25 protein-coding genes are annotated in these 26,732 nt (G+C 67.3%); 16 read left to right on the plus strand and 9 right to left on the minus strand.

The window, feature by feature from the left end; all coding sequences use genetic code 11:
• Positions 1-118: 118 nt before the first annotated feature.
• On the minus strand, positions 119-1,099 hold the full coding sequence (locus tag ACZLIB_RS13675; RefSeq protein ID WP_032128070.1) for an AraC family transcriptional regulator: 981 nt from the start codon (positions 1,097-1,099) through the stop codon (positions 119-121).
• A gap of 686 nt (positions 1,100-1,785) precedes the next feature.
• Between ACZLIB_RS13675 and ACZLIB_RS13680 the strand changes: the two genes are divergently transcribed.
• From ACZLIB_RS13680 to ACZLIB_RS13740, 13 genes are all read left to right on the plus strand, one after another.
• On the plus strand, positions 1,786-1,992 hold the full coding sequence (locus ACZLIB_RS13680; protein ID WP_107432184.1) for a Flp family type IVb pilin: 207 nt from the start codon (positions 1,786-1,788) through the stop codon (positions 1,990-1,992).
• Positions 1,993-2,078: 86 nt separating this feature from the next.
• On the plus strand, positions 2,079-2,624 hold the full coding sequence (locus ACZLIB_RS13685) for an A24 family peptidase (protein WP_032128071.1): 546 nt from the start codon (positions 2,079-2,081) through the stop codon (positions 2,622-2,624).
• Positions 2,621-3,097 carry a TadE/TadG family type IV pilus assembly protein gene (locus tag ACZLIB_RS13690; protein ID WP_049398481.1) on the plus strand — a complete coding sequence of 159 codons (477 nt, stop codon included), beginning with the start codon at positions 2,621-2,623 and terminating at the stop codon, positions 3,095-3,097. The genes ACZLIB_RS13685 and ACZLIB_RS13690 overlap by 4 nt, the downstream gene beginning before the upstream one ends.
• Before the next feature lie 23 nt (positions 3,098-3,120).
• Complete coding sequence (gene cpaB, locus ACZLIB_RS13695) at positions 3,121-4,158, plus strand: Flp pilus assembly protein CpaB (RefSeq protein ID WP_478467901.1); 1,038 nt, start codon at positions 3,121-3,123, stop codon at positions 4,156-4,158.
• Positions 4,159-4,176: 18 nt separating this feature from the next.
• Entirely contained in the window at positions 4,177-5,535 is a 1,359-nt protein-coding gene (locus ACZLIB_RS13700; RefSeq protein ID WP_049423074.1) for a type II and III secretion system protein family protein, read from the plus strand.
• A gap of 27 nt (positions 5,536-5,562) precedes the next feature.
• Positions 5,563-6,819, plus strand: coding sequence for a CpaE/TadZ family protein (locus ACZLIB_RS13705; protein WP_032128075.1), 1,257 nt, complete (start codon positions 5,563-5,565; stop codon positions 6,817-6,819).
• Positions 6,804-8,153, plus strand: a complete 1,350-nt coding sequence (locus ACZLIB_RS13710; protein ID WP_049398477.1) for a TadA family conjugal transfer-associated ATPase — start codon at positions 6,804-6,806, stop codon at positions 8,151-8,153. Before ACZLIB_RS13705 ends, ACZLIB_RS13710 begins: the two co-directional genes overlap by 16 nt.
• A gap of 2 nt (positions 8,154-8,155) precedes the next feature.
• Positions 8,156-9,112, plus strand: coding sequence for a type II secretion system F family protein (locus ACZLIB_RS13715; RefSeq protein ID WP_032128077.1), 957 nt, complete (start codon positions 8,156-8,158; stop codon positions 9,110-9,112).
• 28 nt (positions 9,113-9,140) lie between these two features.
• Complete coding sequence (locus ACZLIB_RS13720; protein ID WP_032128078.1) at positions 9,141-10,076, plus strand: type II secretion system F family protein; 936 nt, start codon at positions 9,141-9,143, stop codon at positions 10,074-10,076.
• The gene (locus ACZLIB_RS13725; protein ID WP_164080795.1) at positions 10,076-10,972 is read left to right on the plus strand and encodes a tetratricopeptide repeat protein; all 897 of its coding nucleotides are present in this window, start codon (positions 10,076-10,078) and stop codon (positions 10,970-10,972) included. The genes ACZLIB_RS13720 and ACZLIB_RS13725 overlap by 1 nt, the downstream gene beginning before the upstream one ends.
• Positions 10,969-11,427 (plus strand): DUF3613 domain-containing protein, encoded by a 459-nt coding sequence (locus tag ACZLIB_RS13730; RefSeq protein WP_032128080.1) that lies wholly within the window; start codon positions 10,969-10,971, stop codon positions 11,425-11,427. Before ACZLIB_RS13725 ends, ACZLIB_RS13730 begins: the two co-directional genes overlap by 4 nt.
• An 8-nt stretch (positions 11,428-11,435) precedes the next feature.
• A complete protein-coding gene (locus ACZLIB_RS13735) occupies positions 11,436-13,601 on the plus strand; it encodes a TadG family pilus assembly protein (RefSeq protein ID WP_329894109.1) in 2,166 nt (721 codons plus the stop codon).
• 99 nt (positions 13,602-13,700) lie between these two features.
• Positions 13,701-14,414, plus strand: coding sequence for a DUF2968 domain-containing protein (locus tag ACZLIB_RS13740; protein WP_043402505.1), 714 nt, complete (start codon positions 13,701-13,703; stop codon positions 14,412-14,414).
• A gap of 69 nt (positions 14,415-14,483) precedes the next feature.
• On the opposite strand, the gene ACZLIB_RS13745 is transcribed toward ACZLIB_RS13740, so the two are convergent.
• Positions 14,484-14,870 (minus strand): hypothetical protein, encoded by a 387-nt coding sequence (locus ACZLIB_RS13745; RefSeq protein WP_032128083.1) that lies wholly within the window; start codon positions 14,868-14,870, stop codon positions 14,484-14,486.
• A gap of 186 nt (positions 14,871-15,056) precedes the next feature.
• On the opposite strand from ACZLIB_RS13745, the gene ACZLIB_RS13750 reads away from it, so the two are divergent.
• The gene (locus ACZLIB_RS13750; protein ID WP_049423090.1) at positions 15,057-15,881 is read left to right on the plus strand and encodes an alpha/beta fold hydrolase; all 825 of its coding nucleotides are present in this window, start codon (positions 15,057-15,059) and stop codon (positions 15,879-15,881) included.
• Between the two features lie 158 nt (positions 15,882-16,039).
• On the opposite strand, the gene ACZLIB_RS13755 is transcribed toward ACZLIB_RS13750, so the two are convergent.
• The 7 genes from ACZLIB_RS13755 to ACZLIB_RS13785 all read right to left on the minus strand — a co-directional run bounded on the left by ACZLIB_RS13755 (position 16,040) and on the right by ACZLIB_RS13785 (position 22,819).
• A complete protein-coding gene (locus ACZLIB_RS13755; RefSeq protein ID WP_478467902.1) occupies positions 16,040-17,689 on the minus strand; it encodes an MFS transporter in 1,650 nt (549 codons plus the stop codon).
• Positions 17,683-18,966 carry an alginate export family protein gene (locus ACZLIB_RS13760; RefSeq protein ID WP_478467904.1) on the minus strand — a complete coding sequence of 428 codons (1,284 nt, stop codon included), beginning with the start codon at positions 18,964-18,966 and terminating at the stop codon, positions 17,683-17,685. The genes ACZLIB_RS13755 and ACZLIB_RS13760 overlap by 7 nt, the downstream gene beginning before the upstream one ends.
• Positions 18,945-20,792: an amidohydrolase gene (locus ACZLIB_RS13765; protein ID WP_478469932.1), complete on the minus strand. Its 1,848-nt coding sequence runs from the start codon at positions 20,790-20,792 to the stop codon at positions 18,945-18,947. The genes ACZLIB_RS13760 and ACZLIB_RS13765 overlap by 22 nt, the downstream gene beginning before the upstream one ends.
• A 119-nt stretch (positions 20,793-20,911) precedes the next feature.
• Positions 20,912-21,337, minus strand: a complete 426-nt coding sequence (locus ACZLIB_RS13770) for a DoxX family protein (RefSeq protein WP_049443357.1) — start codon at positions 21,335-21,337, stop codon at positions 20,912-20,914.
• A 2-nt stretch (positions 21,338-21,339) separates the two neighbouring features.
• Positions 21,340-21,996, minus strand: coding sequence for a hydrolase (locus ACZLIB_RS13775; RefSeq protein ID WP_478467905.1), 657 nt, complete (start codon positions 21,994-21,996; stop codon positions 21,340-21,342).
• Complete coding sequence (locus tag ACZLIB_RS13780) at positions 21,993-22,436, minus strand: helix-turn-helix transcriptional regulator (RefSeq protein WP_053091059.1); 444 nt, start codon at positions 22,434-22,436, stop codon at positions 21,993-21,995. The genes ACZLIB_RS13775 and ACZLIB_RS13780 overlap by 4 nt, the downstream gene beginning before the upstream one ends.
• A gap of 50 nt (positions 22,437-22,486) precedes the next feature.
• Positions 22,487-22,819 (minus strand): hypothetical protein, encoded by a 333-nt coding sequence (locus ACZLIB_RS13785; protein WP_032128091.1) that lies wholly within the window; start codon positions 22,817-22,819, stop codon positions 22,487-22,489.
• 96 nt (positions 22,820-22,915) lie between these two features.
• Between ACZLIB_RS13785 and ACZLIB_RS13790 the strand changes: the two genes are divergently transcribed.
• The gene (locus ACZLIB_RS13790; protein WP_478467906.1) at positions 22,916-25,945 is read left to right on the plus strand and encodes a sensor histidine kinase; all 3,030 of its coding nucleotides are present in this window, start codon (positions 22,916-22,918) and stop codon (positions 25,943-25,945) included.
• Positions 25,938-26,591: a response regulator gene (locus ACZLIB_RS13795; protein WP_107432195.1), complete on the plus strand. Its 654-nt coding sequence runs from the start codon at positions 25,938-25,940 to the stop codon at positions 26,589-26,591. The genes ACZLIB_RS13790 and ACZLIB_RS13795 overlap by 8 nt, the downstream gene beginning before the upstream one ends.
• Positions 26,592-26,732: the final 141 nt, after the last annotated feature.

Here is a 26,732-nt window from a genome sequence, read left to right on the forward strand (position 1 = left end):
GCATTCCGGCAAATCCACGGTCGGAATCGGCAGCCGGTTATGCAGAAGCGGCAACCATATCGGCAAGCGGATATGCAATTCCGGCAGGAACCGCCGGGAAACCCTTATGGGGCCTGGATCAGGCGGGCTGGCCGATCTGCGCGGGTGCGCGCATCAGCGTGTCACGCGGCAGTTCACCGAAGACCTTGCGGTAGTTGTCGGCGAAACGCGAAAGGTCCCACAGGCCACAACTGAGGGCGATGGCCTTGACCGAACGGCGGCTGGAATCGGCCATCGACAGGCTGCGGCAGGCTGCGCACAGGCGCAGCATCGACAGGTAACGATTGGGCGACGTACCGAACAGGTCCTCGAACGCGTAGCGCAACCCACGCTCACTGACGCCGGCAGCGTCGCAGATCTCATTCATGTAGATATTGCGGCGCAGGTTGAGGCGCATGAAGTTTTCCGCCCGCTGTGCGATCAGATAATGCGTGCGCCGCGCACGGCTGCAACCCGGGCGTTCGGCGGAACCCGCACCCAGCAGTGCCTGCACGTGTTCGTGCAGCAGCCGCTCGGTTTCTTCCGGCTGCAGGCCCGTGCCCTGGCCCAGCTGCAGGTGCAGCTGCTGGTAATGCTGTGCCAGCGGGGCGGCCTCGCTGGCGAGATTGAACAGTGAAAGCGCCTGGCCGGCCGGCGGCGTGCTGCGCAGGCTCAGTTCGGTCAGCTTGCGTTGCACCCGTGCCACCGGCACCAGCATCAGGGTCATGTGCGTGCCCGGGCTCAGGGTGAACTCGCTGATGCCCTCGGGCATCACGGTCAGCGCCATCCCAGGGGCAAGCGGTACGCCATGGCACCAGCTCAGGGTTTCATCGGTCGCATGCAGATACCCCAGCATCGCCCAGTCCGGCGGCAGCATGAAACGTCCACGGCAATGGAATCCACAGCTGATGCTGCAGAACAACGCCTCCTCGTGCACGCGTGACGCGAAGGCCGCCCGCGGCCCATTGCCATCGAGCAGAAGCAGTTCGACATCACATACACGAAGCACGCCGCTCAGCGTCGCCAGGTCGATCGACCGCAGGCCGCTGTCGTCGCTGTCTCCTACCCCACCATCGACCATGACAGTGTCGTCCCCCCGATTATCCGCCGTGCGGTACGGCCCCCACTGCCTGACAGGGCGCGCACCTCTCATGGAATCTCTTCCATCACCGGGATGCGCGCCGCCAAGGTGCGCACCCCAAAAGAAACGCGAGTACTTGAATGCGAGTATGCCCGATAATTCAACGGGGTAAACATCTGCACCGCGTTGAATAAGAGGGATACAGAGGTGAAAATCAGATTGTCGCGTTTGGCACAGTTTTCGCATGCGATCTGAAGCCTGCCTCACATTATCTGCACGTCGATGAATCGTTGTGCGGGCGAACGGATTTCCGTCACAGAACCCGGCTTTGAAATTAAGGACCAATGGGATTCTGCCGAATTTGCATATAGGTTCCGGTTGCAGCCGGCCGCCATTCAGGCAAAGTCGATAACACGGTGATCCGGTCTTTGATAATGACCGCACCCAGGGGGACAGCATGACCATGCACGTATCGCTCGACACGTCGACCACCGGCCCCGCGCCGCGCGGTCGCGGTTGCGCGAACGGCGTCCCGCCTGGAAACGATCACCCTGCTTGAGCACAGCGGGTCCATCCCGCCGTGCCTCCTCCGCCAGGACGTGCGGAGGTCCACGGACGATCCCGGCGGAGCCGGGCCACCGCCCAACAGGTGTCCTGTAGCAGACAGGTAGAGGGAGACAAACGTCATGAACGCATCGATCCGCAAGTTCCTGAAGGAAGAAGATGGCGTCACCGCACTCGAGTACGGCCTGCTGGCGGCTGTGATTGCCGGCATCCTGATCGCGGTCGGCAATGCGCAGATCAAGTCTTTCTTCGAGACCTTGTTCACCAATCTCTCCGCATTGGCCACCAAGGCCTCCGGTAGTGCAACACCGCCTGCCGGTGGGAACTGACCGGGACCGCGCAGCCGTCGGCTGCGCTTGCGGCTCATTGCAGAAGGCGGCGGCTGACCGTCCACTGACGGACAATGGAGGGTGCGATGACACTGCTGGGATTGCTGGCCATCGGTGTGTGCCTGCGGATCGCGATCAGCGATCTGTACGCCCGTCGGGTGCCCAACGCCTGGCTGCTGTCCGCATGCGCGATCACCGTTGTCGTGCTCATCGCCGGACAGTTCAACGCGCCGCGCCTGCCGTGGGCTTCCCACGTTGCCGGCGCGGCGCTCGGCCTGGTCGCATTGCTGCCTTTCCATGCAGTGCGCTGGATGGGCGCCGGTGATGTCAAATTCTTTTCGGTACTGGGATTGATGCTGGGCTGGCAGGCACTGCTGCCGATCTGGATCGCGGCCAGCCTGGCAGCGGGCGCACATGCCGCACTGGTGCTGGTATCGCGACGGTTGGGTCCAGTACTGCCCATCGGCCTTCAAGCCCATATGCATCGGGCAAGTTCGCAATGGCATTCGCACCCGGCGCTGCGCGGGATGCAGAGCGCCCGCCAGGGACGCCAAGGCATTCCCTACGCCGCCTACCTGGCGGTATCCGCCATCGCCTGGGTCCTCATCAGCACGTACGGAGGTGTGGCATGAACATCCACAACCGACGCCGGCAACGTGGCGCGGCCAGCATCGAGTTCGCGCTGATGTTGATGCTGGGCCTGCTGCCGCTGCTGCTGTTCACGTTCTCCGGCGTAATGATCATGGCGGCCCAGCAGACGTTGGCAACCGCCTCGGCCGAGGGTGCACGTGCATCGCTGCGCTATGGCAGCGCCAACGAACGCCGTACCGCTGCCTGCGTTGCGGCGCGTAGTTCGATGCAGTGGCTGCTGAACTTCTCGGGTCAGCCGGTCGACTGCAGCAATGGCGGAAACAACGCCATTCTGGTTTCCGCGCAGGCCCCCTGCGCCGGACTGGCCAGCGCCCAGTGCATGACCGTGACGGTCAGCTACGACTACGCAAGCCATCCCTTCCTGCCAGGCACCGCCACGCTTTACAAGTGGGTGATGCGGGCTCCCATCCGCAGCGTCGCGGTCGCTCAGCTCGACCTCGGCAGCGGCAACTGACGTTCGGTACAGGAGACGGTTCCATGCTCAAGTTGACCCGCATTGCTGCCGTCGCCCTGATCGGGCTGGCCGTGCTGCTGGCGGTGATCGCCTTGATGATCGGGCGCAGGCCGGCCGCACCGGCCACGGTTGCCCCGGTAGCGCAGAGCGAAGCCCAGGCGATCACCGTGGTGGAAGCGGTGGCGCGACTGCCGGCTGGCGAACCGATCTCTGCCAACGGACTGCGTCTCGCACAGCGCAGCGCCCCGGTTTCCGGTGCCGCCACCAGCATTTCCGCCGTGGTCGGAAAGGTGCCGGTGCAGGACATCGCCGAAGGCACGGCGATCAGCAGCAACGCACTCGCGCAGGGATTCTCGCTGCAGCTGCGCCCCGGGGAACGCGCACTGGCGGTCCCGGTCGACGAGCTGGTGGGGGCCGGCAACCGCATCCTGCCCGGTGATTTCGTCGACGTGTTCCTCAACCTGCGCAATGCCCAATCCACTGCCGGCGGCCCGGCCGACGCAGCACAGACGCGCCTGCTGCTGTCGCGCCTGCGCGTGCTCAGCTATGGCCAGCAGGACATCGCCCCAGCCAACCATGACGCTGTTGCCAGCAACGAGGCCGATGGCCGCAACGATCCACGCGCCGCCGACATCACCGGAAGCAGCAGCACCCAGAGCACGGGCAGCGGGACCGCCCAGCCGGCACGCAGCGCGGTACTGGCGGTGCCGGTGGCCGATGCCAACCGGCTGCTGCTGGGTGCACAGCAGGGCAAGCTGTTCCTCGCCCTGCGCAACCCTGCCGATTCCGGCCAGCCCGATCTGGCGCTGTTCCCGCAGGCACGCGGGGTGATTGATCCACTGCGTGGCCTGGATGCGGAACAGCAGCTTGCGCTGCAGCGGCCAGAGAATCACGCCTTCGCCGGCATCGACGGCGATGCATTGGCCGGCCGCAGCAACGCGCCCGCGCGCAGCACCCAGGATGCCCCGGCACGCGTACCCGCACCACGGCGCAGCGCCCCACGCGCATCGGGCATCGAAATCATCCGAGGTGACAGCTCCGCCCCCCGTGGTTCCCTTTGACCTGCATCGAGCGCATCCATGACCGAACGTCGCCGCAGTCCACGCCCTTCCCCCCGCCAGCGCTGGCTGGCCCTGCTGCTGGTGCTGCTGGCACCGGCGACAAGCGTGGCCGCCGACGACCTGGTGCTGCAGGCGCGTGAGCAGCGCCCCTGGACCCTGCCGGGTGATCTGGAGCGGGTCGCCATTGCCGATCCGGGCGTGGCCGATATCGTGATGCTGCGCGGCCAGCGCCAGGCCCTGCTGGTCGGCAAGGCGCCGGGCACCACCACGCTCCTGCTCTGGCACCGCAAGCAGACCGAACCACAGCGCCTGCAGGTGCGGGTACAAAGTGCGGTGCAGGGTGCCGCCGACGCCGGCGCGAACGGGCTGGTATTCACCCAGCAGGACAATCAGGGCCTGCTGCAGGGAAGCACCGAGAGCGTGCTGTCGCACATGCAGGAGCAGAAGGCTGCCGCCATGGCCCTGGGCAAGGATGGCCTGCTTGCCGACGCATCCACGGTGAGCAGCGGCGGCGTGGTCCAGGTCGAGGTCAAGGTGGTCGAGTTCAACAAGACCGCACTGAAGCAGATCGGCATCAGCTTCCAGAACCGCAATGGCAACTTCGCCTACGGCTTCGCCCGCCCGGGCGGCCAGCTGCCGGGCAATACCGGCATCCTGCCCGGCATGAAGGAAGGCAACTCCGGCAACGAAGCCGAATCGCCCATTTCTTCGGCCTTCCGCCTGGTGTTCGGCTCGACCAAGGGCCTGTGGAATGCCGACGTCGACCTGCTGCAGAGCAATGGCATGGCGCGTGTGCTGGCCGAACCGACACTGGTCGCGCTGTCCGGGCAGAGCGCCAGTTTCCTGGCCGGCGGCGAGCTGCCGATCCTGGAACCGCAGGGACTGGGCACCACCACCATCACCTACAAGCCCTTCGGCATCGGCCTGACCGTGACACCGACGGTACTGGCACCGAACCGCATCGCCCTGAAAGTCGCACCGGAAGCCAGCGACCTGGACTACAGCAACGCCATCGCGCTCAACGGCGTGCAGATTCCCTCCATCACCACCCGCCGCGCCGACACCACGGTCGAACTGGGCGATGGCGAGAGCTTCGTGATCGGTGGCCTGGTCAGTTCCAACGTGGTTTCCAGCGTCGGCAAGATCCCGCTGCTGGGTGACCTGCCGATCATCGGCTCGTTCTTCCGCAACTTCGACTACAAGCGCCAGGACAAGGAACTGGTGATCATCGTCACGCCACGCCTGGTGAAGCCGCTGGCACGCAACACCGAGCTGCCGCTGCCCGGCGACCGCGAGGCCAAGCCGCACATGCCCGAATGGGGCGCCTGGCTGCTGGGTCCTATCAGCCAGGACCCGGTGCCCGGCTTCTCACGCTGATTCCATGATGCCTGCGATACCACGCCCATGCCCTACGCCACTGCCCAGCCGCTGCATCCGCAAGGACCGCCGATGAACCTGGTCCTGTACGGAATGGATCGCGAACTGCTGCCCCGGCTGGCGGCGAAACTGCCGCCAACCACCACCCTGCACTGGCAGGACAGCAGCACGCCGACCTCCGCCCAGGACCTGCAACGCGGGCCGCAGAGCCTTGTGCTGCTCGACTTCCGCCCGGAACATGCGGCCGCCTCCAGCGTGCTGGCGCAGCAACTGCAGCAGACCGAGCCGGATCTGGCATTGGTTGCAGTCGGTGCCACCAGTGCCGGCCAGGTGGAAGGCGTTGTCATCGCATTGCGGGCGGGCCTGCGTGATGTGCTGGACCTGGACAGCGACAACGTCGGCATCGAGGCCGCGCTGCGTCGCGCCCTGTCACCACGACCGGCTGCCGCCGCGCAGCAGGCGCACAAGGCCCGCCTGATCGTCCTGCTGGGCGTGCGCGCCGGGGTCGGCACCAGTACGCTGGCCGCGCATCTTTCGGTGCTGGCACAGCAGACCCGTGCACTGGCACAGGGCGAGGCACTGCAGCAGGATGGCCTGCTGATGGAGCTGGCCCAGCCTTCGGGCGACCTCGCCCTGTACCTCAACCTGGACAGCCGCTTCCACTACGAAGACGCGCTGCGCAACGCCAGTCGCATCGACGCCACCCTCGCCCGTACGGCCATGGCCCGTCACGATTCCGGACTGGTGCTGCTGGACCGCGCCAGCGGCAGCGATGCGGTACCGCCGTCCGATCCGGGTGCGCTGCTGCAGCGCCTGCGCACCGTGTTCGCCAGCGTGCTGTGTGATGCCGGTGGCTGCCCGCTGCGTCAGCTGCCGCCGCTGCTGCTGGACCAGGCCGACGAGATCTGGCTGGTCACCGATGCCTCCATTGCCACACTGGTGTCGCTCGACCAGGCACTGAAGCATCTTGCCGGCCAGCGCGAACGCGAAAAGCGCCTGCAGCTGGTGATCAACCGCCACGATGACAGCAGCGGCATGAGCCCGGAGCAGATCGCGCGCCGCTTCGAGGTTCCCCTGCTGGCCACGCTTCCCGAACGACCGCGCGTGCGCCTGGCTGCCAGCCAGGGCCACCTGCTGCTGCAGGATGCGCCGCGCGACCCCTACCTGCGTGCCCTCGCCCCGCTGGTTTCGCGCCTGGATCCGGCTGCCTGCCCGGTCCAGGCGCAGGGCCTGCGGGAAAGACTCTCCCTTGCCCTGGGTGGATCGCAATGGAAGACAAGGTAACCCCGTTCCCGCATGCCGTTGCCCGGCCGGTGCTGCCCGAAAGCTCGCCGGGCCATCAGCCGTTCGCGCAGACCGAGCAGTACCAGAAGGTGCTGTCGGCCGCGCATGAGCACCTGCTCAACAGCATCGAGGACGAGCGCATCGACATCGATTCCTGGGCCCCCGACACCATCGCCCGCTGGGTGCAGGTGCAGACGGTGGGCTTCATCCAGGAGTGGCGCATCCCGATCAACGAAGAGGAGATGCAGGTGGTCGCCGACGGCCTGGTCAAGGAGCTGACCGGCTTCGGCCCGCTGGACGACCTGCTGCACGACCCGTCCATCGAAGACATCCTGATCAACGGTTTCAAGGATGTGCACGTGTCCCAGGGCGGCCAGCTCAAGCGGGCCACCCAGCGCTTCACCGACGATACGCATCTGCTGCGCATCCTGCGCCGCATCCTCGCCCCGCTTGGACGCCGCCTGGATGACTCCAATCCGATGGTCGATGCGCGCCTGCCCAACGGCGGCCGTCTCAACGCGATCATCTCGCCGCTGGCGGTGGATGGACCGATGGTGTCCATCCGCAAGTTCCGCAAGGACCCGTTCACCCCCGATGAACTGCTGGCCAAGGGCACCTTCGATGCGCCGATGCAGGCCTTGCTGAAGGCGATGGTACTGGGTCGCTGCAACATCCTGGTGTCCGGCGGCACCAGCTCGGGCAAGACCTCGCTGCTGAACGCCCTGGCCAGCTACGTCCCCGCGAACGAGCGCGTGATCACCGTCGAAGACACCGCCGAGCTCTCGCTCAACCACCCGCATGTAGTTCGCCTGGAAAGCCGTATCGGCGGCGCCGAAGGGCACGGTGCGGTCAGCATCCGCGATCTGGTCCGCAACAGCCTGCGCATGCGCCCCGACCGCATCGTCGTCGGCGAAGTGCGCGGTGCCGAGGTGCTGGAAATGCTGCAGGCGATGAACACCGGCCACGACGGCTCGATGGCCACCATCCACGCCAATTCGCCCCGCGACTGCCTGTACCGGATCGAGATGCTGGCCGGCTTTGCCGGCTTCCAGGGCAGCGAGGACAGCCTGCGCCGGCAGATCGCCAGTGCCATCGACTTCATCGTGCAGATCTCGCGCCTGGGCAGCGGCCGCCGCGTGCTGGTCTCGATCACCGAGATCACCGGTGTCAGCGACAACCTGATCACCACCCAGGAAATGTTCCGCCACGAGCTGCAGATCGACGGCAACGGCAAAGAGATCGATCGCTGGGTCGGGCTGGGCTTCCATCCGCACTCGCACAAGCTGGAGCCGTTCCGCCAGCAGCTGCGCGAATCGCTCTACGGAGACTTCTGAGCATGGGAACCGGCGCGCTGCTGGGCATGCTGAGCATCATCGCGGTGCTGCTGGCGCTGGCAGCCTGGCTGTGGGGCACGGCCAGCAGCCGTGAGCAGCGCCAGGTTTCAATGCGGCACGCCGAGCAGCAGCTTTCGCGCGGAAGCGCCACGGGCGGAGCACCCGCCGGGCCGTCCGTCACCGCTGCCAACGACCCGGCGCGGCCCGCCAGCGCCGGGCGCCGCGTGCTGCCGTTGGATGGCCTGCTGCAGCGCGCAGGGCTGCAGACCGGCTGGAAAATTCCCATCATGCTGCTGGTACCGGGGCTGGTACTGTCGGTGGTGGCGATGCTGCGGCTGGGCACCGCATGGATGTTTCCGCTGACCCTGCTGCTGTACCTGCTTGGCTGCTGGCTGTGGGTGATGCGGCGGACCACCAAGCTGCGTGCGCAACTGCTGCATCAGCTGCCGGACTTCCTCGACAACCTGGTGCGGCTGACCGCACTGGGCAACAGCCTGCAGGCCGCGTTCCAGGTTGCGTCGATGCAGACGAGCGCGCCGTTGCGCGGGCTGCTGGACACCACGGTGCGCTTTGCACGCAGCGGCATGGAGCTGGACCGTGCACTCGCACAGGCCTCGCATCCCTATCGCATGGATGTGCTGAAGGTGTTGTCGGTGGTGATCGGTGTCAGCGTGCGCATCGGCGGGCGCTCCGACCAGATCCTGCAGCGCATGGGCGATTTCATGCGCGATCTGGAACAGGCCCAGCAGGAGCTTGCAGCGACCACCTCGGAGACGCGGATGTCAGCGTGGGTGCTGGGCCTGTTGCCACCGGCCTGCGCGGTACTGATGGCGATCACCAGCCCGGACTTCTTCCAGCCGGTGCTGCACGATCCGCTCGGCCACAAGATCCTGCTGCTTGCACTGGGCATGGAACTTGTCGGTGGCTTCCTGCTGTATCGCCTGGCCAAGTCGCTATGAACCCCCTTCGCCCCGCCGGAGACAACCGATGAGCGCCAGCGCCTGGTTCGCCCTCTCCCTGCTCGTGCTGGCCGCCGGTATCGCCCTGCTCGGTATCGGCGGCTGGGTACGCAGCCATCGTGAGCAACGTACAACGGCCACCTTGAAGACCGCCCTGCAGCCGCGCGAGGCGTCCCGTGACACCGAGCCTGCGCGGCACGATTCGCTGGGCTGGCTGGAACGCTTCGGCCGTGCCCTCAGCGGCGGCCGGCTGGAAACGGCGTTGCTGGCCAATGAAGACCGGCTGCTGTTGGATCTGGCCGGGTGGAACACCCGCCGCGGTACGGCCATCTACCTCGGCCTGCGCCTGCTGCTGGCCGTGCTGGTGCTGGTACTGGTGCTGACATTCAGCAGCGTCACCGGGCTGGCCAGGATCATGGTGATCATCGGCGCCCTCGCCGCCGGCCTGCTGCTGCCCAAGTTCGTTCTCTCCTCCTGGGTGAAACGGCGCCGACGAGCGGTCGACAACGAGCTGCCGCTGCTGATCGACCTGCTGCGTCTGCTGCAGGGCGTGGGCTTCAGCATGGACCAGAGCCTGCAGACGCTAGGCGACAAGCTGCGCGATGCATTGCCGGTCCTCGGCGGCGAGCTGCAGGAGGCCAACATCGCCTATACCCACGGCCGCACGCGCGCACAATCCCTGCGCCGGCTGAGCGAGGTCTATGCCGACGATGACCTGACCAGCCTGATGCAGCTGATCCTGCAGGTGCACGCCCATGGCGGCGCGGTGCAGGAGCCCCTGCGGCAGTTCAGCATCCGCCTGCGCGAACAGCGTCGCAACACGCTGAAGGAAAAGGTCGGCAAGCTCTCGGTGAAGATGACCGTGGTGATGATGCTGACCCTGCTGCCAGCGTTGATGCTGGTCCTTGCCGGTCCGGCGCTGGTCGCGCTGGCCACCACCATGTCCAAGATGGGGTCCCCCTGATGCCTGCCCTGCGCACTTCCTGCCTGATTGTTGCCCTGGCTGCCGTTGCCGGCGCCAGCGGCTGTGCATCGACCACGCCGAAGTACCTGCGCGCGCCCAGCCTGGCCGCGCCCGAACCGGCACCGCAGGACAGCCGCAATGCCTACCTGGAGCTGATCGAGCGCATGCAGCAGCAAGGCGCATGGTATGCCTCGCTCGCCCACGTCGACGCCTTCCGCCAGCGCTACGGCGATCCGCCGGCGTTGCGCCTGCTGCAGGCCGACGCGCTGCGCGAGACCGGCCAGGCCGATGCCGCGGTCACCCTGTACCGCGATCTTTCCAGTGGCCCCCAGGCCGCCGCGGCCGCCCATGGCCTGGGCCTGATTGCCGCGCGCCGCGACGACGACGCCGGCAGTGAGCAGGCGTTGGCGCGGGCGACCGAACTGCAGCCATTGAACACAAGTTATCTCGGCGACCTGGGCTATGCGCGGCTGCGCGCCGGGCAGTTCGAGCGCGCGCGCGAACCCCTGGCCAAGGCGCTGGAGCTGTCGCCGGGCAATGCCAAGGCCACCGCCAACCTCGCCCTCTGGGCGGTGCTGCGGGGCGACACCGCCACTGCCGAACGCCTCGCCCAGCAAGCGAACCTCAACGACGAGACCCGGCTCAGCATCCAGCAGCAGGCGGCGCAGATCCGTGCCCGCCTGCAGCAGCGCCAGGCCGCAGCGGCAGCCGCCGCAGTCGTGCCGGCCACTGCCCGTGCTCTCGCCAGCGATGCCGCCGGCAACCCGCCCGGCGCCACGCGATTGGCGGCGGAACCGCGCCGCGACAGCCGCGATGAACGCGATCCGCAGCGCCTGCCGCCCTCGATGCTGGAACGCTTCAGCGCCTCCGACCATCCGAACGGGAACACACCATGACCGCGACGCCCCTGACCCGACGCCTGCTGCCCGTTCTGATCTGCCTGCTGCCGGCCGCCGCCGTGCAGGCGCAGCAACAGCCGCTGACCGGGCAGATGCTTGGCGGCAGCACGCCGGCTGCGTCGGCTTCGCAGCCGCTGCAGTCCGAGTCACTGCCCACCGTGGACCTGGCGGCCCCGCCAGCACCGGTGCCGCAGGCGGCGCCTGCAGCAGTGGCCAACACCGACGGCAGCACTGCAGCCCCGCGGCCCGGCCGCAGCCAGATCGGCGATACCACGCGCAACCTGTTCCGCCTGCAGGCATCGGGGCAACAGGCCGGACAGCATCTGCCGATCCTCGGCGACCAGGCGACGCTGAGCTACGCCCGCTACATGAAGAGTTTCGAACACGAGATCCCTGACTTCTTTGAAGCCGATGTCGCCAAGTCCAAGGGATCATCCTCATCCGGACGCTGAGGTAGGCCATGAAACGCCCACGCCAGTTCAGTTTCAGCCGCCCACGGGGCGGCATGTCGATCACCATGATGCTGGTCATGCTGGCGCTGCTGGCGATGCTGGGCCTGATCGAGATCGGTTACCTGTTCTGGGCCAAGCGCGATGCACAGAAGGTCGCTGATCTGGCCGCACTGGCCGGAGCGCAGCGACTGGAACTGTGCACCTCGGACAACAGCGACAACAGTGCTGCGCGGCAGAGCGCACTCACCCAGAACACCTTCGCAGGAAGCCTGGAAATCCGCTGCGGAAACTGGAACGTGACCCGCGCCACCGAAGGGCACTTCAGCCCGGTCGTCGATGCAGCGAATCAACGCAACGCTGTCCGTGTCATCACCCGCCGCGCGGTGCTTCCCTTCTTCGGGCAGAACAGCAGCCTGCCGACCGTGACCGCCCAGGCGGTGGCGCGCCGTGCAGAACCCACGGCGGTTTTCAGTGTCGGCTCGCAACTGCTGCGCATCAATGGCAACACGCCACTGGGAAATGTCCTGAAACTGGTGGGCGCCGACCTCGACAAGACCACCCTGCTCGGCTACGACGGCCTTGCACAGGCGCATATCACCCCGAATGGACTGCTGCAGGCACTGGGCATTCCGATCGACGTCAACATGGGCGTGGCGGAGTTCAACAATCTGCTGGCCGGCCGCAAGGTCAAGCTGGGCAAGATCCTTCAGGCGACCGTTGACCTGCTCACCCAGCAGGGCGTTGCCCACGTGGACCTGAGTGCACTGGAGAATGCCCTGGTCGTGAAGGGCATCGACCTCAAGCAGCTGGAGGTGAAACTCGGCTCCGATGACAGCGGTGGCGGCCTGTTCGCACGCGTGGTCGCGCCGGATGGAACGATTTCCAGCGCGCTGCAGGCCGATGTCAATGTGCTGGACCTGATCGGCACCAGCATCAGCATCGCCAATGGCGGCCGTGCGGTCTCGGTCGATGAACTCAACCTGCTGGGCCTGGTCAATGCCAAAGCCGCTGTGGTGGAACCGCCGTCCATCGCCATCGGTGGCGTTGGCTCGCGCGCTTACAACGCGCAGATCCGTGTCTTCCTCGACATCGACACCAACAACATTCCCGTTGCGGGCGGCGTGCTTTCACTGCTGGGCATCCGCCTGAAGCTGCCGGTCCATGCGGACGTGACCAATGCAATGGCGACCCTGACCAGCCTGCAATGTGGCAGCACGCCTCCCACGGCGACGATCAAGGTCGAGTCTTCCGTGCTGCGCGCCTGCGTCGGCAAGGTGGCCGACAGCGAGCGGTTCTCCAAGCAGAATGTCTGTGGCGACACCCTGCAGAAGGAACAGATGCTCACACTGCTCGGCGCCCCGTTGATCAATGACAGCATCAAGGTCAATACGCTGACCGACACGCAAAGCCTCACCCTCCCCGCCGGCGCGACCGGTTCAACCCAGGTCAACTCCCTGGAGGTGGGCACCGCGGTGTCCGAGCTGGTCAGCGAACTGCTGCGCGTACTGTCCGGCATGCTCGATCCGCGCGACGATGGCATGAGCCAGGGCTCGACCGCAGCGCAGTTGGCCGATCGCTACCTGAAAGCAGCCAATGTTGGTCGCAATCGCTACGACGTCGATGCGTCCATCAAGCTGCTTGAACTTGGCGACCAGACGCGGGGGTTGAAGCCTTTGGGCGCGTGGGATGTACCCAAGGGTGTTCCAAAACCCTGCCTGGTGGGCCTGCTCACATGCTGGGAGGATGGCTCGGTCTGGAAAGGCTATCGCACGGCTGTGACTGGCGAAGGGCTGGGCGTGCTGCCGGCACTGCTGGGTAGCCTGCTCGGCGGACTGACCGTCAACCGGTGTGCAAGCCTGCTGATTTCCTTGAGCGACCAGGCCTACAACAACTGCATGACGCAGAACCTCGCGTCTTACCTGCAGACCGCCCACGACGGCTTCCTGGACCAGTTCGCCGGCGACGGCGTCACCGCTCCCGGCAATGGCCCGGTCAGTTGTTCGGGCCTGCTGTGCTTGCTGCTGAAGCCCGCCCTGGACGTCCTGAAGCCGCTGCTCAACAGCGTCGGCTCCCTGCTGCGCTCGCTGCTGGCGCAGGTGCTGGGCCTGGAACTGGGCCGTACGGATGTGCATGTCCAGTCCATCCAGTGCACGCCCGCACAGCTGGTCTACTGACCCGTGACGGGCGCCCTTGGCGGCGCCCGCGCACATGCTAGACTCCCGGCGGGGAACCACCTTCATCTCAACCCACACTCATCCGTGGATGGTCTAGACATGCGAGAAACTTCAGGGGGCGCGGTCTTCGCCCGGCACGCGCGCGGCGCGGCACTGCTGGCCGTGGCCATGATGCTGGTGGCACCGGCGGCGATGGCTGCCCGTGGCGACCGCGAAGCAGCCGCAGAGCCGGCCGCACGTACCGCACCGGTGGTGCGCAACACCGTTGACGAGCTCAAGCAGCTGATGGATGCCCGCCAGCTGACCGAGCTGCGCACCACCTACAACGGCAACTACGGCGCCAGCCTGCTGTTCAATGCCAACACCCTGACCTACTACGTCGCCCTGTTCCAGGAGAAGAACTTCTGGCGGGTGATCAAGACCGATGCCGTCGACAACGCCGAGCGTGTCTACCGCACCTTCGCGCAGCAGTCAGAGCAGCTGGCCCAGGTCTACATCGACACCACCCGACTGGAAGCCGGCAAGCGTTATACCGAGCGCCTGGTGGCCTACAACGAGGAGCGCCTGCGCACCCTGCAGCAGGAAATGGAACAGCAGCAGGCACAGTCGGCCCAGGTCAGCGCTGCCCTGCAGCAGGCCCAGCAGCAGGCGGTCAGCCTGAGCAGCGACGTGCAGAGCACCAACAGCCAGCTGGATTCCCTGCAGCGCCGCATCCAGATCCTGCAGGCCGAACAGGGCAACCCGGAGCTGAGCCTGCCCAAGCCGGACAGCGTGCCCTCGCCGGCACCGGCGGCCGCCAGCGACGGTCGCTGAGGTCCAGCGCCTGGCGTGCCGTCCAACGGCGCCTACGGGCGCCGTTGTCGTTTTCGGCACCATTCCATTTCAACGGCACGCCTCATGCACGGCATCGTCCAGTTGCCGGCGCTGCACGAAATCCATGCGCTTGCCATTGGCCAGCACCTTCCCACGATGCTGCCGCGCGCGCTCACAGGCGGCGGGATCCGCGCTGATCGCTATCAGTGCAGCCCGCGCACGCCGCTGCTGCACCACACGCGGACGCATTGAAGCTGGGCTCGCTGCCTTGGCCGCGCTCGTACCTGTCGAGGGCGGCTCCGCCGGCACCTCCCAGCGCCATTCCGCGCGCCCCTGGCACGGCGTCTGCTGGTAGACCGGATGCGGCCCGTCCACACATTTGTAGACGTTGGTCTGAGCATGCGCCCCCGTGGCCAGCAGCAGGTACAACAGCGGGCTCCAACACGCGTTCGACATTGCAGGCTCCTCGTCAGGGCTGCCGCCATCCTCGATGCCGGCACGGCTTCGTGCCAGAGCGATACACGTCACATCCGGCGTAATCCAGCACAGCCGTGCAAGTCATCGGTCTGGCGCTGCGCTGTACTGCCGAAGGCACCGGCATCCACGCCAGCGCCTTCCCTCCCTTCCGTCAAGGAAACCACAATGAGCAACTTCGTCACCGTCGCCGACGGCGCGCGCATCTTCTACAAGGATTGGGGTACCGGCCAGCCGATCGTGTTCGCGCACGGCTGGCCGCTGTCGTCCGATGCCTGGGACCCGCAGATGCTGTTCATGGGCCAGAACGGCTTCCGCGTGATCGCTCACGACCGTCGCAGCCACGGCCGTTCCAGCCAGACCTGGGACGGCAACAACATGGACACCTACGCCGATGACCTGGCCGCCGTGCTCGAGGCGCTGGACCTGAAGGACGCGATCCTGGTCGGCCACTCCACCGGTGGCGGCGAAGTGGCCCATTACATCGGGCGCCACGGCAGCAAGCGCGTGGCCAAGGTGGTGCTGGTCGGCGCCGTGCCGCCGCTGATGCTGAAGACCGATGCCAACCCGGCCGGTACCCCGCTGGAGGTCTTCGACGGCATCCGCAAGGGCACCGGCGGTGACCGCTCGCAGTTCTTCAAGGACCTGACCACGCCGTTCTTCGGCGCCAACCGCGACGGCAACAGCGTTACCCAGGGCATGCGTGATTCGTTCTGGCTGCAGGGCATGCTCGGTGGCGTCAAGGGCCAGTACGACTGCGTGCACGAATTCTCGGAAGTGGATTACACCGAGGACCTGAAGAAGATCGATGTGCCAGCGCTGGTGGTGCATGGCGATGACGACCAGATCGTGCCGTTCGATGCCTCAGCCAAGCTGTCCTCGCAGATCATCAAGGACGCCGAGTTGAAGGTGTACGCCGGTGCGCCGCACGGCCTGACCGTCACCCACGCCGACCGGTTCAACGCCGACCTGCTGGCGTTCGCACGCGGGTGAGGCACTGCGGCGGCGCCACCCAGCGCCGCCGCCCCTGTGGTAGAGCCGGCCGCTGGCCGGCTGCGCAGGATCGGGATGGATTGATCGCGCAAAAAGGGGACGGAGGGGATTAAGTCGTTTGTGCACAAACGACTTAATCCCCTCCGTCCCCTTTTTTGTCAGATATCGCTGTGGTGGTGCGGGACCCCGGTCTTCGGCAGCGGGTCATGCCCGCCCACGAAGTGGCGTACCACCGGTGCACGCTCACCGCGATGCAGCCCGCGCAGCACTTCCTGGATCGCCTTGTCATCGGCGGTGATGCGCTCGTGCTGGCGCAGGTGCTCCAGCCACGATGGGGTCACGAAATACTCCAGGTGGATGCCCGGACTGGCCACATCCTCGACCACGCCCCAGACCACCGCGCCATCGCGGCGGCGGATCGTGCCCAGCGCGCGCATCTGCGCCTGGAACGCGGCGCGGTCAGCCTCGTCGATGCGGTACTCCAGGGTGACCAGTACCGGGCCGCGATCGTTGGATACCGGCACCGACAGTTCCGGTGCAGGCCAGTGCCCGGCCGGACGCAGGTTCAGATCCTCGGTGCCAGCGATGCGCACGCGCCACACCAGCAATCCGCCGATCACCGCGCCGGCAGCCGCCACCAGCAACGCCAGCTCCGGCGAGGTGCGCTGCGCCAGCGCGCCCCAGCTCAGGCCACCGGCCGCCATGCCAGCGGAGAACACCATGATGTACAGCGCCAGTGCACGCGCCCGTACCCACGCTGGCACTGCGGTCTGCGCGGCAATCTGCAGCGACGACAGCACGGTGATCCAGGCAAAGCCATTGATCAGCATCACCAATGGCAGCACGTACCAGCTGCGGGTCAGCGCCAGCCCGACCAGGCTGAGCGCCAGCGACAGCGTGGCCAGCAGCACCAGCAGGTCGCGATCCATCTGCGCGCGCAGCTTCGGCAGCAACAACGCACCACCCACGGCACCGATCCCGATGCAGCCGAGCAGCATGCCGTACTGCCCCGCCCCACCCTGCATCTGGCCGCGTACCACCACCGGCAGCAGTGCATTCATTGCTGCAGCAAAGAAGAAGAAGCCGACCGACTTGATCAACACCGCCTGCAGGCGCCCGGCTCGGCTGGCATAGCGCAGGCCCGCCTTCAGGCCGGCACCGAAGCCTTCCGGCGGCAGGCTGGACTGTTTCGGGTCGCGCTTCCAGCCCCACACCACGAACAGCATCGCGGCAAAGGTGATGGCGTTGAAACCGAACGCCCAGACCGCGCCGAGCTGGGCCACGATCACGCCGCCGATGGCCGGGCCGATCGAGCGCGCGATGTTGATGCCGATCGAGTTCAGCGCCACCGCCGAGGCCAGCATCGGCTGCGGCACCAGTTCGGATACGATCGCGGCCTGCGCCGGCATCGCCATCGCCGCACCGCAGCCCATGCAGAAGGTCAGCAGCACCAGCAGCTGCGGGGTCAGCATGTCCAACGCAGTCAGCGCCGCCATCACTGCCGCGACCAGCAGCATCCAACCCTGGGTGGCCAGCAGATACCTGCGGCGATCGACGATGTCGGCCAGGGTTCCGGCGGCCAGTGCCAGCAGCACGATCGGTACGGTGGTGGCCGACTGCACCAGCGCCACCATCAACGGTGAGCCGGTACGCTCGGCCATCACCCAGGCAGCGGCCACGTCATTGACCCAGGTGCCGATGTTGCTGGCCAGGATCGCCAGCCAGATCGAGCGGAACATCCGGATTTTCAGCGGGGACCAGGCACCTGCGGCCTGTGCGGGGGGTTGCGACGCGGTTGCGTTCACCATTGCCATGCTCCAACGATCGAGGCGAACAGCGTGTCCTGGCCTCCGGCCTGCTTCAGTGCAGGACCGGCATCGACCCAGGCCAGCTGAAGCTGCCATTGCCAGTGTTCGCTGGCCTGCCAGCGGGTTTCGGATTTGTACTGATTACCGATGCGGCGCGCGCCACCGGCGCTGCCTGGCAACGCCACCAGCGGTGCCGGCGTGGTGTAGACCGCATCGGCACGACGATGCTTCCAGGCCATCTGTACGCCCAGTTCCGTCGTCACCGCGTCGTGCAGGCGCAGGGTCAGGGTCGGCTGAAGGTCCATCAGGTTGGCCGGGGCCAGCAGGCTGGCCTCGCTGAAATAGGCCGACTTCGGGAACAAGGCGTTGAAGGTTCCCAGGCGGCCGTCATGCAGGTTGCCATCGCCACTGGCGATGTCGGCCTTCAACCCCAACCGCGGCTGCAGCGGCAGGTTCGTCCAGCGCCACCCCGTATCGGTCGCCAGCGTCCAGGCGCGGATATCGAGGGTGCCGGCGGTCGTCCGCAGTTCACCGCCCTGCGCCACCAGCTCGCTGTTCCAGTCCAGTGCACCGGCATGGCCGAACCAGCGCGTGCCCAGAGTGTGCCGACGTTCGGTACCCACACCCGCGGCGAAGCGCGCGCCCTCACGGCGGTAGTCCAGAAGATACAGATCCCACTGACCCGCCCGCTGCCCGCGCGCCGTCGTGGCATACGCGCCCCAGAGATGCGCGCCGTGTTCGCCGCGATCATCGAAGGCACCTGGTCGGTTCTCCACCGGACGCAGCGCCATCAGATCCAACGTGCCGAAGCGGCCTTTCCAAGCCACACGCGCACCGTCGAACGCCAGGCGGATGTTCGGCCCGTCGCGCACTGACAGCAGCCGTGAACTGCCATAGCCGGCTTCCTGCCGGCCGAGTTGCAGGTGGAAGCCATCGCGCTGCCAGCGCCAGTACGCCTGCTGCACATCCAGCGCGCTGCGATCGGTACGGCCAGGGCCGCCGGCCTTGCCATTCTCCCCGTGCACACCCAGCTGCAGCTTCGCCTGCCAGGTCTCTTCCACATAGGTGGCCGAGGCCAGCGCGCGCAGCAGGCCATAGCCATCCTCGCTACCGCCAATGCCGAACCGGGTCGGGTCGTAGTACAGCCCACGCACGCGCAGCGACGCATCCCATTGCAGTTGCCCGTCACCGGCGTCGCTGCAGCGGCCCCCCTCGCAGGCCAGCGCCAGCGATGGCACGGCCAGCAGTGCCAGGCTCAGAACGCGAAGCACGAGCATCCCATCGCGCCCCAGAACGCGGTCAGGTCGTCGGTGGGTGCAGCATGCCGGGCCGCATGGCCGTGCGCGCCGTGGGTGCTGCAGGCCACACCGTGATGGTGGTGATGCGCGGCGGCCAACCCGGTGGCGGTACCGCCGACGTGGTAGCCGCCGAACCGGTTGACCGGCGACCAGTTGGGCATCGCCGGCGGCAGCTGCGGCGCAAGCCCTGCATAGTCGGCGTCGGCATGCACGATGCGGCCACCGACCACGGTCAACACGCTGGTGATGTCGGCGATCTGCGCATCATCCACGCGGAAGAAATCGGCCGAGAGCAGGATGAAATCGGCCAACTGGCCGACCTTCAACGTACCCTTCACCGCTTCGTCGCCGGAGAACCAGGCACTGCCCTGGGTCCACAGGCGCAGCGCCTGCTCACGTTCGAGCAGGTTCTCATCGCCATACAGGGCCAGCCCGCCCACGGTGCGTCCGGTCACCAGCCAGGACAGCGCCACCCACGGGTTGTAGCTGGCCACGCGGGTGGCATCGGTTCCAGCACCGACCGGCACGCCTTCTGCCAGCATGCGCTTGACCGGCGGCGTATGCCGCGCGGCCTGCACGCCGTAGCGCTCGACGAAGGCTTCGCCCTGATAGGCCATGCGATGCTGCACGGTGATGCCGCCACCCAGCGCACGGATGCGCTCAATGTTGCGCGGGGTGATGGTTTCGGCGTGATCGATGAACCAGTGCAGGCCATCGAACGGCACCTCGCGGTTGACCTGTTCGTACACATCGAGGATGCGGGTGATGCTCTCGTCGTACGTCGCATGGATGCGGAACGGCCAACGCTTCTCGACCAGCAGCTTCACCACATCGTGCAGTTCCGGCTCCAGCTCCGGCGGCAGTTCCGGGCGCGGCTCGTTGAACAACTCGAAGTCGGCCGCGGAGAACACCAGCATCTCGCCGGCACCGTTGTGGCGCAGCAGGTCATCACCCTGCCGCGGCTGCAGCATCTCGCTCCATCCGCGGAAGTCATCCACTTCCTTGCCCTTGTTCTGGGTGAACAGGTTGTAGGCGATGCGCACGGTCAGCTGGTCATCGCGGTGCAGCTGCTCGATGACCTGGTAGTCCTCGGGGTAGTTCTGGAAACCACCGCCGGCGTCGATCACCGAGGTGATGCCGAGCCGGTTCAGTTCACGCATGAAGTGACGCGTCGAATTGGCCTGGTACTCGATCGGCAGGCGCGGCCCCTTGGCCAGCGTCGCGTACAGGATCAGCGCATTCGGCTTGGCCAGCAGCAGCCCGGTCGGGTTGCCGAGCGAATCACGCACGATCTGCCCGCCCGGCGGATCCGGGGTGTCCTTGGTATAGCCACAGGCACGCAGTGCGGCGCGGTTGAGCAGCGCACGGTCGTACAGGTGCAGCAGGAATACCGGCGTGTCCGGCGCGATGTCGTTGAGCTCCTGCAGCGTGGGCAGGCGCTTCTCGTTGAACTGGGTGGCGGTGAAGCCACCGACCACGCGCACCCACTGCGGTGCAGGCGTGCGGTCGACCTGCGCCTTCAGCATGTCCAAGGCATCGCCCAGCGAACGCAGGCCGTCCCAGCGCAGTTCCAGGTTGTAGTTCAGGCCACCACGTATCAGGTGGGTATGGCTGTCGTTGAGGCCGGGCAGCAGGCGCCGGCCCTGGGCGTCGATCAGGGTCGCTTCATTGCCCCAGCCACGCATGATCTCCTCGTCGCTGCCGACGGCGACAATCCGCCCTTCCTGCACGGCCAGTGCCTGTGCATGCGGCTGCTGTGGGTCAAGGGTGGTGATGCGGGCATTGCGGATGACCAGCGTGCTCATGCGACGCTCCTTGGAAGTGGAATCGAGTGCGGCACCGGCACGGCCGGCCAGGCCCAGCGCCACCGCGGCGCTGCCGGCCAGCACCACGTTGCGGCGGCCGTGATCGAGTGGATCGTGACTCATGCGAGATCTCCCGGAAGGCGTTGGCCGTCCAGTGCCCAGGCGCCGGGCCCGGTCAGCGCGAGGGCCAGCAGTACCGTGGTCCACATCAACGGGTACTCACTGCCACCGCGCATCCAGAACCAGCCCCTGGGCAGGGCCAACAGAACGGTGAAGCCGATGAAGGCCGCCGCTGCAAGCGCGGCGACGCGGGTCTGCCAGCCCAGCAGCACGGCCAGCCCTGACAGCACCTGCAGCAGGGCCAGCAGCAGCGGCAGCGGTGCCACCGCTGGCAGGCCGAAGCCGCGCAGTTCGGTGGCGAAGCCGGCCAGCCCAGGACCGCCGAACCAACCGAACAGCTTGCCCAGCGCGTGTGGCAGCAGGAATCCCCCGGCTGCCACGCGCAGCATCAGCAGGGCCAGGTCGAGGCCATGGCCAGCCAGCATGCTCAGTGCCCGCCTTCCTGCGCGCCGAACATGCGCTTGGCGTACTGGATGCCGATGCCATAGCCACCGGCGTGGTCGCGGGCGATGCCGGTGGTCAGCTCGTAGGTCTCGCCACGCGCCCAGTCACGCTGCAGCTCCAGCAGGTACTGCACGCTGGTCATCGGCACCGCACCGGCCTGCACCATGCGGGTGATCGCACGCTCGTGGGCTTCTTCGCTGACATCGCCGCAGGCATCGGTGATCACATAGACCTCGAAACCCTGCGCCAGCGCCGACAGCGCCGGGCCGACGATGCAGACGCTGGTCCACAGGCCGGCAAGGACCAGGCGACGCTTGCCGATGCGGTTGATCTCATCGATCACCGGCTGGTCTTCCCAGGTGTTCATCGAGGTGCGGTCGAACACCGTCTGGCCCGGGAAGATCTCCGGCAGTTCCGGGAACATCGGGCCGGAGAACGACGCTTCGGCGACGGTGGTCAGCAGCACCGGCACGTTGAAGCCCTTGGCGCCCTTGCTGATCAACGATACGTTGTTGCGCAGCGCGGAGATTTCGATGGTGTGGGTGGCGAATGCCATCTGCGACTGGAAGTCGATCAGCACCAGGGCATGGTCGGTGGGCGACAACAGGGCCGGGGCGGGCGTGGCGGTGGCAAGGCTCATGGTTGGACTCCGTTGGAAACACGATCAGGGGGAAGCAACAGGGCCGCGTCGCCGGCCAGGTACTGGCCGGGGCTGCAGCCGGTCTCGGCGCGGAAGCTGCGGACGAAATGACTCTGGTCGAAGAAACCCAGCTGCTGCGCCAGGCAGGACATCGGCAGCTGCGCGACCGGCAACAACTGGCGCGCACGTTCGATGCGGCGACGGCGCACGTAGCGCAGCGGGCTGGCGCCGGTACCGGTCCGGAACAGGCGCACCAGATGGAAGCGGCTGACGCAGGCGGCTGCGGCCAGCTCGGTCACCCGCAGCGGCTGCGACAGGTGCTCATCGACATAGCGCAGGGCGCGCTGCAATGCGGCGGCCTGCTGCGGTGCCAGCGCCACGGCGGGCGGATCGGGCGAAAAGACGGTGGCCATGCGGGACGCCGCGAGGGGGTGCCCCATGGTGCGTGGCCGCCGCACGATGCCCTACCCCCGTCGGTCGAGGCCAGCACCTACCCGAATGGGGGAGGCCGACGGCCGAGCAGGCGACGACCGAACAACCGCGCATCCAGTGAATAGGCGCCAGGGCCCAACATCAACAGCGCCAAGGGCAGCACCACCTGTGACCACGGCGCCTGCTGCGCGAACAGGCCCACGGCCGCCATCAGCACGGCCAGTGGCGTCAACACACCGAGCGTGAGCATCGGCACTGCCAGCAGGCACAGCGCCGACCACCCGCCCGCGTGCGTGCCGGGCGTGCACAGTGCCGCGGACAGGCACAGCCGCAACCACAGCAGGCCGATGCCCGGCCCGCGGTCGGGGAACATCACGAACAGGCGCTGCATGGCCGGGCTCCACAGGGCATGCCGGGGTGATAACCGACCGCGGCGGCCGCCGCCTACCCCGTTCGGGTCACCCCGGACTGCCCCGCACCTGCCAGAATGCGCGCCATGCGTGGCCGCCCCTTCCCGTTCCTGCGTCGCCTGCCGACGCTGCTGACGTGCCTGCTGCTGTGGACCGCCCTGCCCGCTCTTGCCGTGCAGCGCCCGCCGGTGAGCGGCGGGCTGCCCGGTTACGAGCACACCGCGTGGCGGGTCGGCCAGGGTGCACCCGGCGATATCTGGGACATCACCCAGGACCGCGACGGCCTGCTGTGGCTGGCCACCGGCTCGGGCCTGTACCGCTTCGATGGCCGTCGCTTCGAACGGCAGGCAGCGCCCGTCGGCAGCCAGTTCCCGTCCACCAACATGGTCACGCTGGCGCATGCCGCCGACGGTGCCCTGTGGATCGGCTACTTCCAGGCCGGCATCAGCCGGCTCGCACAGGGGCGGCTGCACAACTACGGCCGCGAGCAGGGGGTGCCGGTCGGCGTGGTCCCACGCTTCAGCCAGGATCACCAGGGCCAGCTGTGGGCGGCGATCAATGGCGGGCTGCGCCACTTTGATGGACAGCGCTGGCAGCCACTGCCGGCCGCAGCCGGCCTGCCCGAGCGCCGTGTGCAGTGGGTGCTGCACGACAGCCGGGGCAGGTTCTGGGTGCTGGCCGACCTGAAGATCTGGATGCGTGCGGCCGGCCAGACCACGTTCGAGGACACCGGCATCGCGGTCTCGCAGATGGCAACGCTGGCCGAAAGCCCGCAGGGTGAAGTGTGGTTGGCCGACCGGGTGCGCGGCACCTCACCCCTGGCCAACGCGCAGGGCCTGTTGGCGGCCAGCGAACGTGAAGCGCGGCGTCTTCCGGAACTGGTTGCTGCACGCCTGCAGTTCACTGCCGATGGCGCGCTGTGGGCCACGATGAGCCCGCACGGCGGCGTCGCCCGCATCACCTTCGACGGCAGCCGCGCCGTGCGCATGGAGCGTTTCGATTCGCCGCACGGGCTGACCGCCACCTCCGCGGTGCCGATCATCGTCGATCGCGAAGGCAATCTCTGGGTCGGCACCAACCTCGGCCTCAACCGCTTCCGCGCACGCAGCGTGCACACCCTGGCAGTGGGCCCGAGTGATCCCTACCGCTCGCTGGTGCGGGCCAGCGATGGCCGCGTGTATGGCTATGGCGAAGACCTCAAACCCTACGATCTGCGGCGCACTCTGCTGGATGGCAGTGCCCCGCAGCTGCAGGCCGCCGCGCGCCAGGCGCCCACGCCGATCTGGCAGTTCGACTGGGTCAATCTTGCGCGCACGGTCGCCGGCCACACCTCGTTTATCCCGCTGCCGGCCCCGTTCACCGGGCAACCGCTGCACGCCCTGCTGTTCCCCGACGACGCGCAGGCCTGGGTATGCACGGGTGAACGCGGCGTCCTGCACTACCTGCATGGCCAATGGCAGCGCGAGGTCCGCCTGCCCGAGCAGGCCTGCTCATCGCTGGCGCTGGATGCCCATGGCCAGCTGCTGCTCGGCTATGCCGACGGCCGCCTGCGCCGGATGAGCGCGGGCCACATCGAGAGCTTCGATGCCAGCCAGGGCCTGTCGGTCGGGCCGATCACCGCAATGCTGCATCACCAGGACCTGCTGCTGGTCGCCGGCGAAGCCGGTCTGGCTGCGCGCGTTGGCAACGGTCGTTTCGTTCCGGTGCGTACCGACATGGCCGGCGTGCTGGAAGGCATCACCGGCATGGTGGCCGATCCGAACGGACACCTCTGGTTCAATGGCAGCCGTGGCCTGGTCCGGCTGGGGAGCCATCAGCTGCGACGGGCGCTGCGCACCGGGCAGCCGGTGACGCCACGCCTGTTCGATGCGGTCGATGGCATGCCGGGCATCGCCCTGCAGAGCGGACCGATCGCCACCGCCACGCTGGCCGATGACGGACTGCTGTGGCTGGCCACCAACCAGGGCCTGGCCTGGCTGGACACCACCCGCTCGCACGTCAACACCATGGCGCCCAGCGTGCGCATCGGCGAAGTACTGTATGGCAGTGAGCACGAGCCACTGCGCGATGGCCTGCGCCTTCCGGCCGGCACCAGCCAATTGCAGATCGATTACGTGGCGCTGTCGCTGGCACGTCCGGAGCGCAACCGCTACCGCTATCGCCTGTCCGGCGTCGACGACGGCTGGCAGGATGCCGGCAGCAGCACGCGGGCGTACTACACCAACCTCGCCCCGGGCAATTACCGGTTCGAGGTGGAAGCCGCCAACGAAGACGGCATCTGGAGCACTGCACCGGCCAGTCGCAGCTTCCGCATCGCCCCCACTTTCATGCAGACGGTGTGGTTCAAGCTGCTGTGTGCGGCCGCGATCCTCGCACTGCTGGTGATGGCGGTGCGCATCCGCAGCGGGCAGCTGGCCGCGCTGTTCCGCGCGCGCCTGCAGGAACGCAATGGCGAACGCGAACGCATCGCACGCGACCTGCACGACACCCTGCTGCAGGGCAGCCAGGGCCTGATCCTGCGCCTGCACGCGATCAGCCAGTCGCCGCAGACCCCGGAGCAGGTACGCGGCCAGCTGGAATCGGCGATGCAACTGGCCGAGCGCAACCTGGCCGAGGGCCGCGAGCGGGTCAATGCCCTGCGTGAGGGACCGTTCGCTGGCCGCGACCTCGCTTCGGCACTGGCCGATGTGCATGCCGAGTACGCCGGGCATGGCACCAACCCACTGCGCCTGACCGTGGAAGGTGCAACGCCACCGCTGCAGGCCGACGCGGCCGAAGAAGTGTTCCTGATCGGGCGTGAGGCGATCCGCAATGCGTTGCGTCACGCCAACGCCAGCGCCATCGAAGTGGAGCTGTCCTACGGCACGCGGTGCTTCCTGCTGCACGTGCGCGACGATGGTGTCGGCATCGCCGACGACAATGCCGGCCATGGTCATTGGGGCCTGCAGGGCATGCGTGAGCGCGCGCAGCGCCTCGGTGCGGAACTACAGCTGTGGACCCGCGCCGGACTGGGAACCGAAGTCGCGCTGGCGGTTCCCGCCCGGCGCCTGTATCACCGCCGCCCATCGCGCTGGCGCTGGCCCTGGAGTAAAGCAAACCATGACTGAGTCCCCTGCCCTGATCGGCGTGCTGGTGGTCGACGACCACCCGCTGCTGCGTGACGGCCTGGCGGCGCTGCTGGGCGCACAACCCGATCTGCGCCTGCTCGGCGAAGCCGCCGATGGCGAGGAAGCCATCGCCTGCTACCAGCGGCTGCAGCCCGACGTGGTGCTGATGGACCTGCAGATGCCACGGCTGGATGGTGTGGAAGCGATCGTGCGGATCCGCGCGATGGACCCGCGCGCGCGCATCATCGTGCTGACCACCTACCGCGGTGACGTACGTGCGGTAAGGGCACTGCAGGCCGGCGCCAGCGCCTATCTGCTGAAGGACATGCTGCGCCATGAGCTGGTCGATACGATCCGCATGGTCGCTGGCGGCCGCCGCGCACCGATTCCCCCGGCGGTGGCGGCCAGCATCGCCGCGCATGTGGTGGAAGACCGGTTGTCGCCGCGCGAAACCGAGGTACTGAGGCATGTGGCCGGCGGCCTGTCGAACAAGCGCATCGGCGAGCGCATGCAGATTTCCGAGCAGACGGTGAAGGCGCACATGAAGAGCCTGATGGACAAGCTGGGCGTGGGTGATCGCACGCATGCGGTGACCCAGGCGCTGCGGCGCGGGATCATCAGCCTGGACGACAGCGGTCACGATTAGGGGTTGTTCGGCAGGGCTTGCAGCCCTGCACCCGCGGTAGTGCCGGCCGCTGGCAGGCAACCTCTACAGCAACAGCGGGCTTTCCGTGGGATGGCGGGGCGGTGTTGGTAGGTGTCGACCTTGGTCGACACGTTAGATCCA

This window comes from Stenotrophomonas sp. 220_Sma, assembly GCF_056487375.1.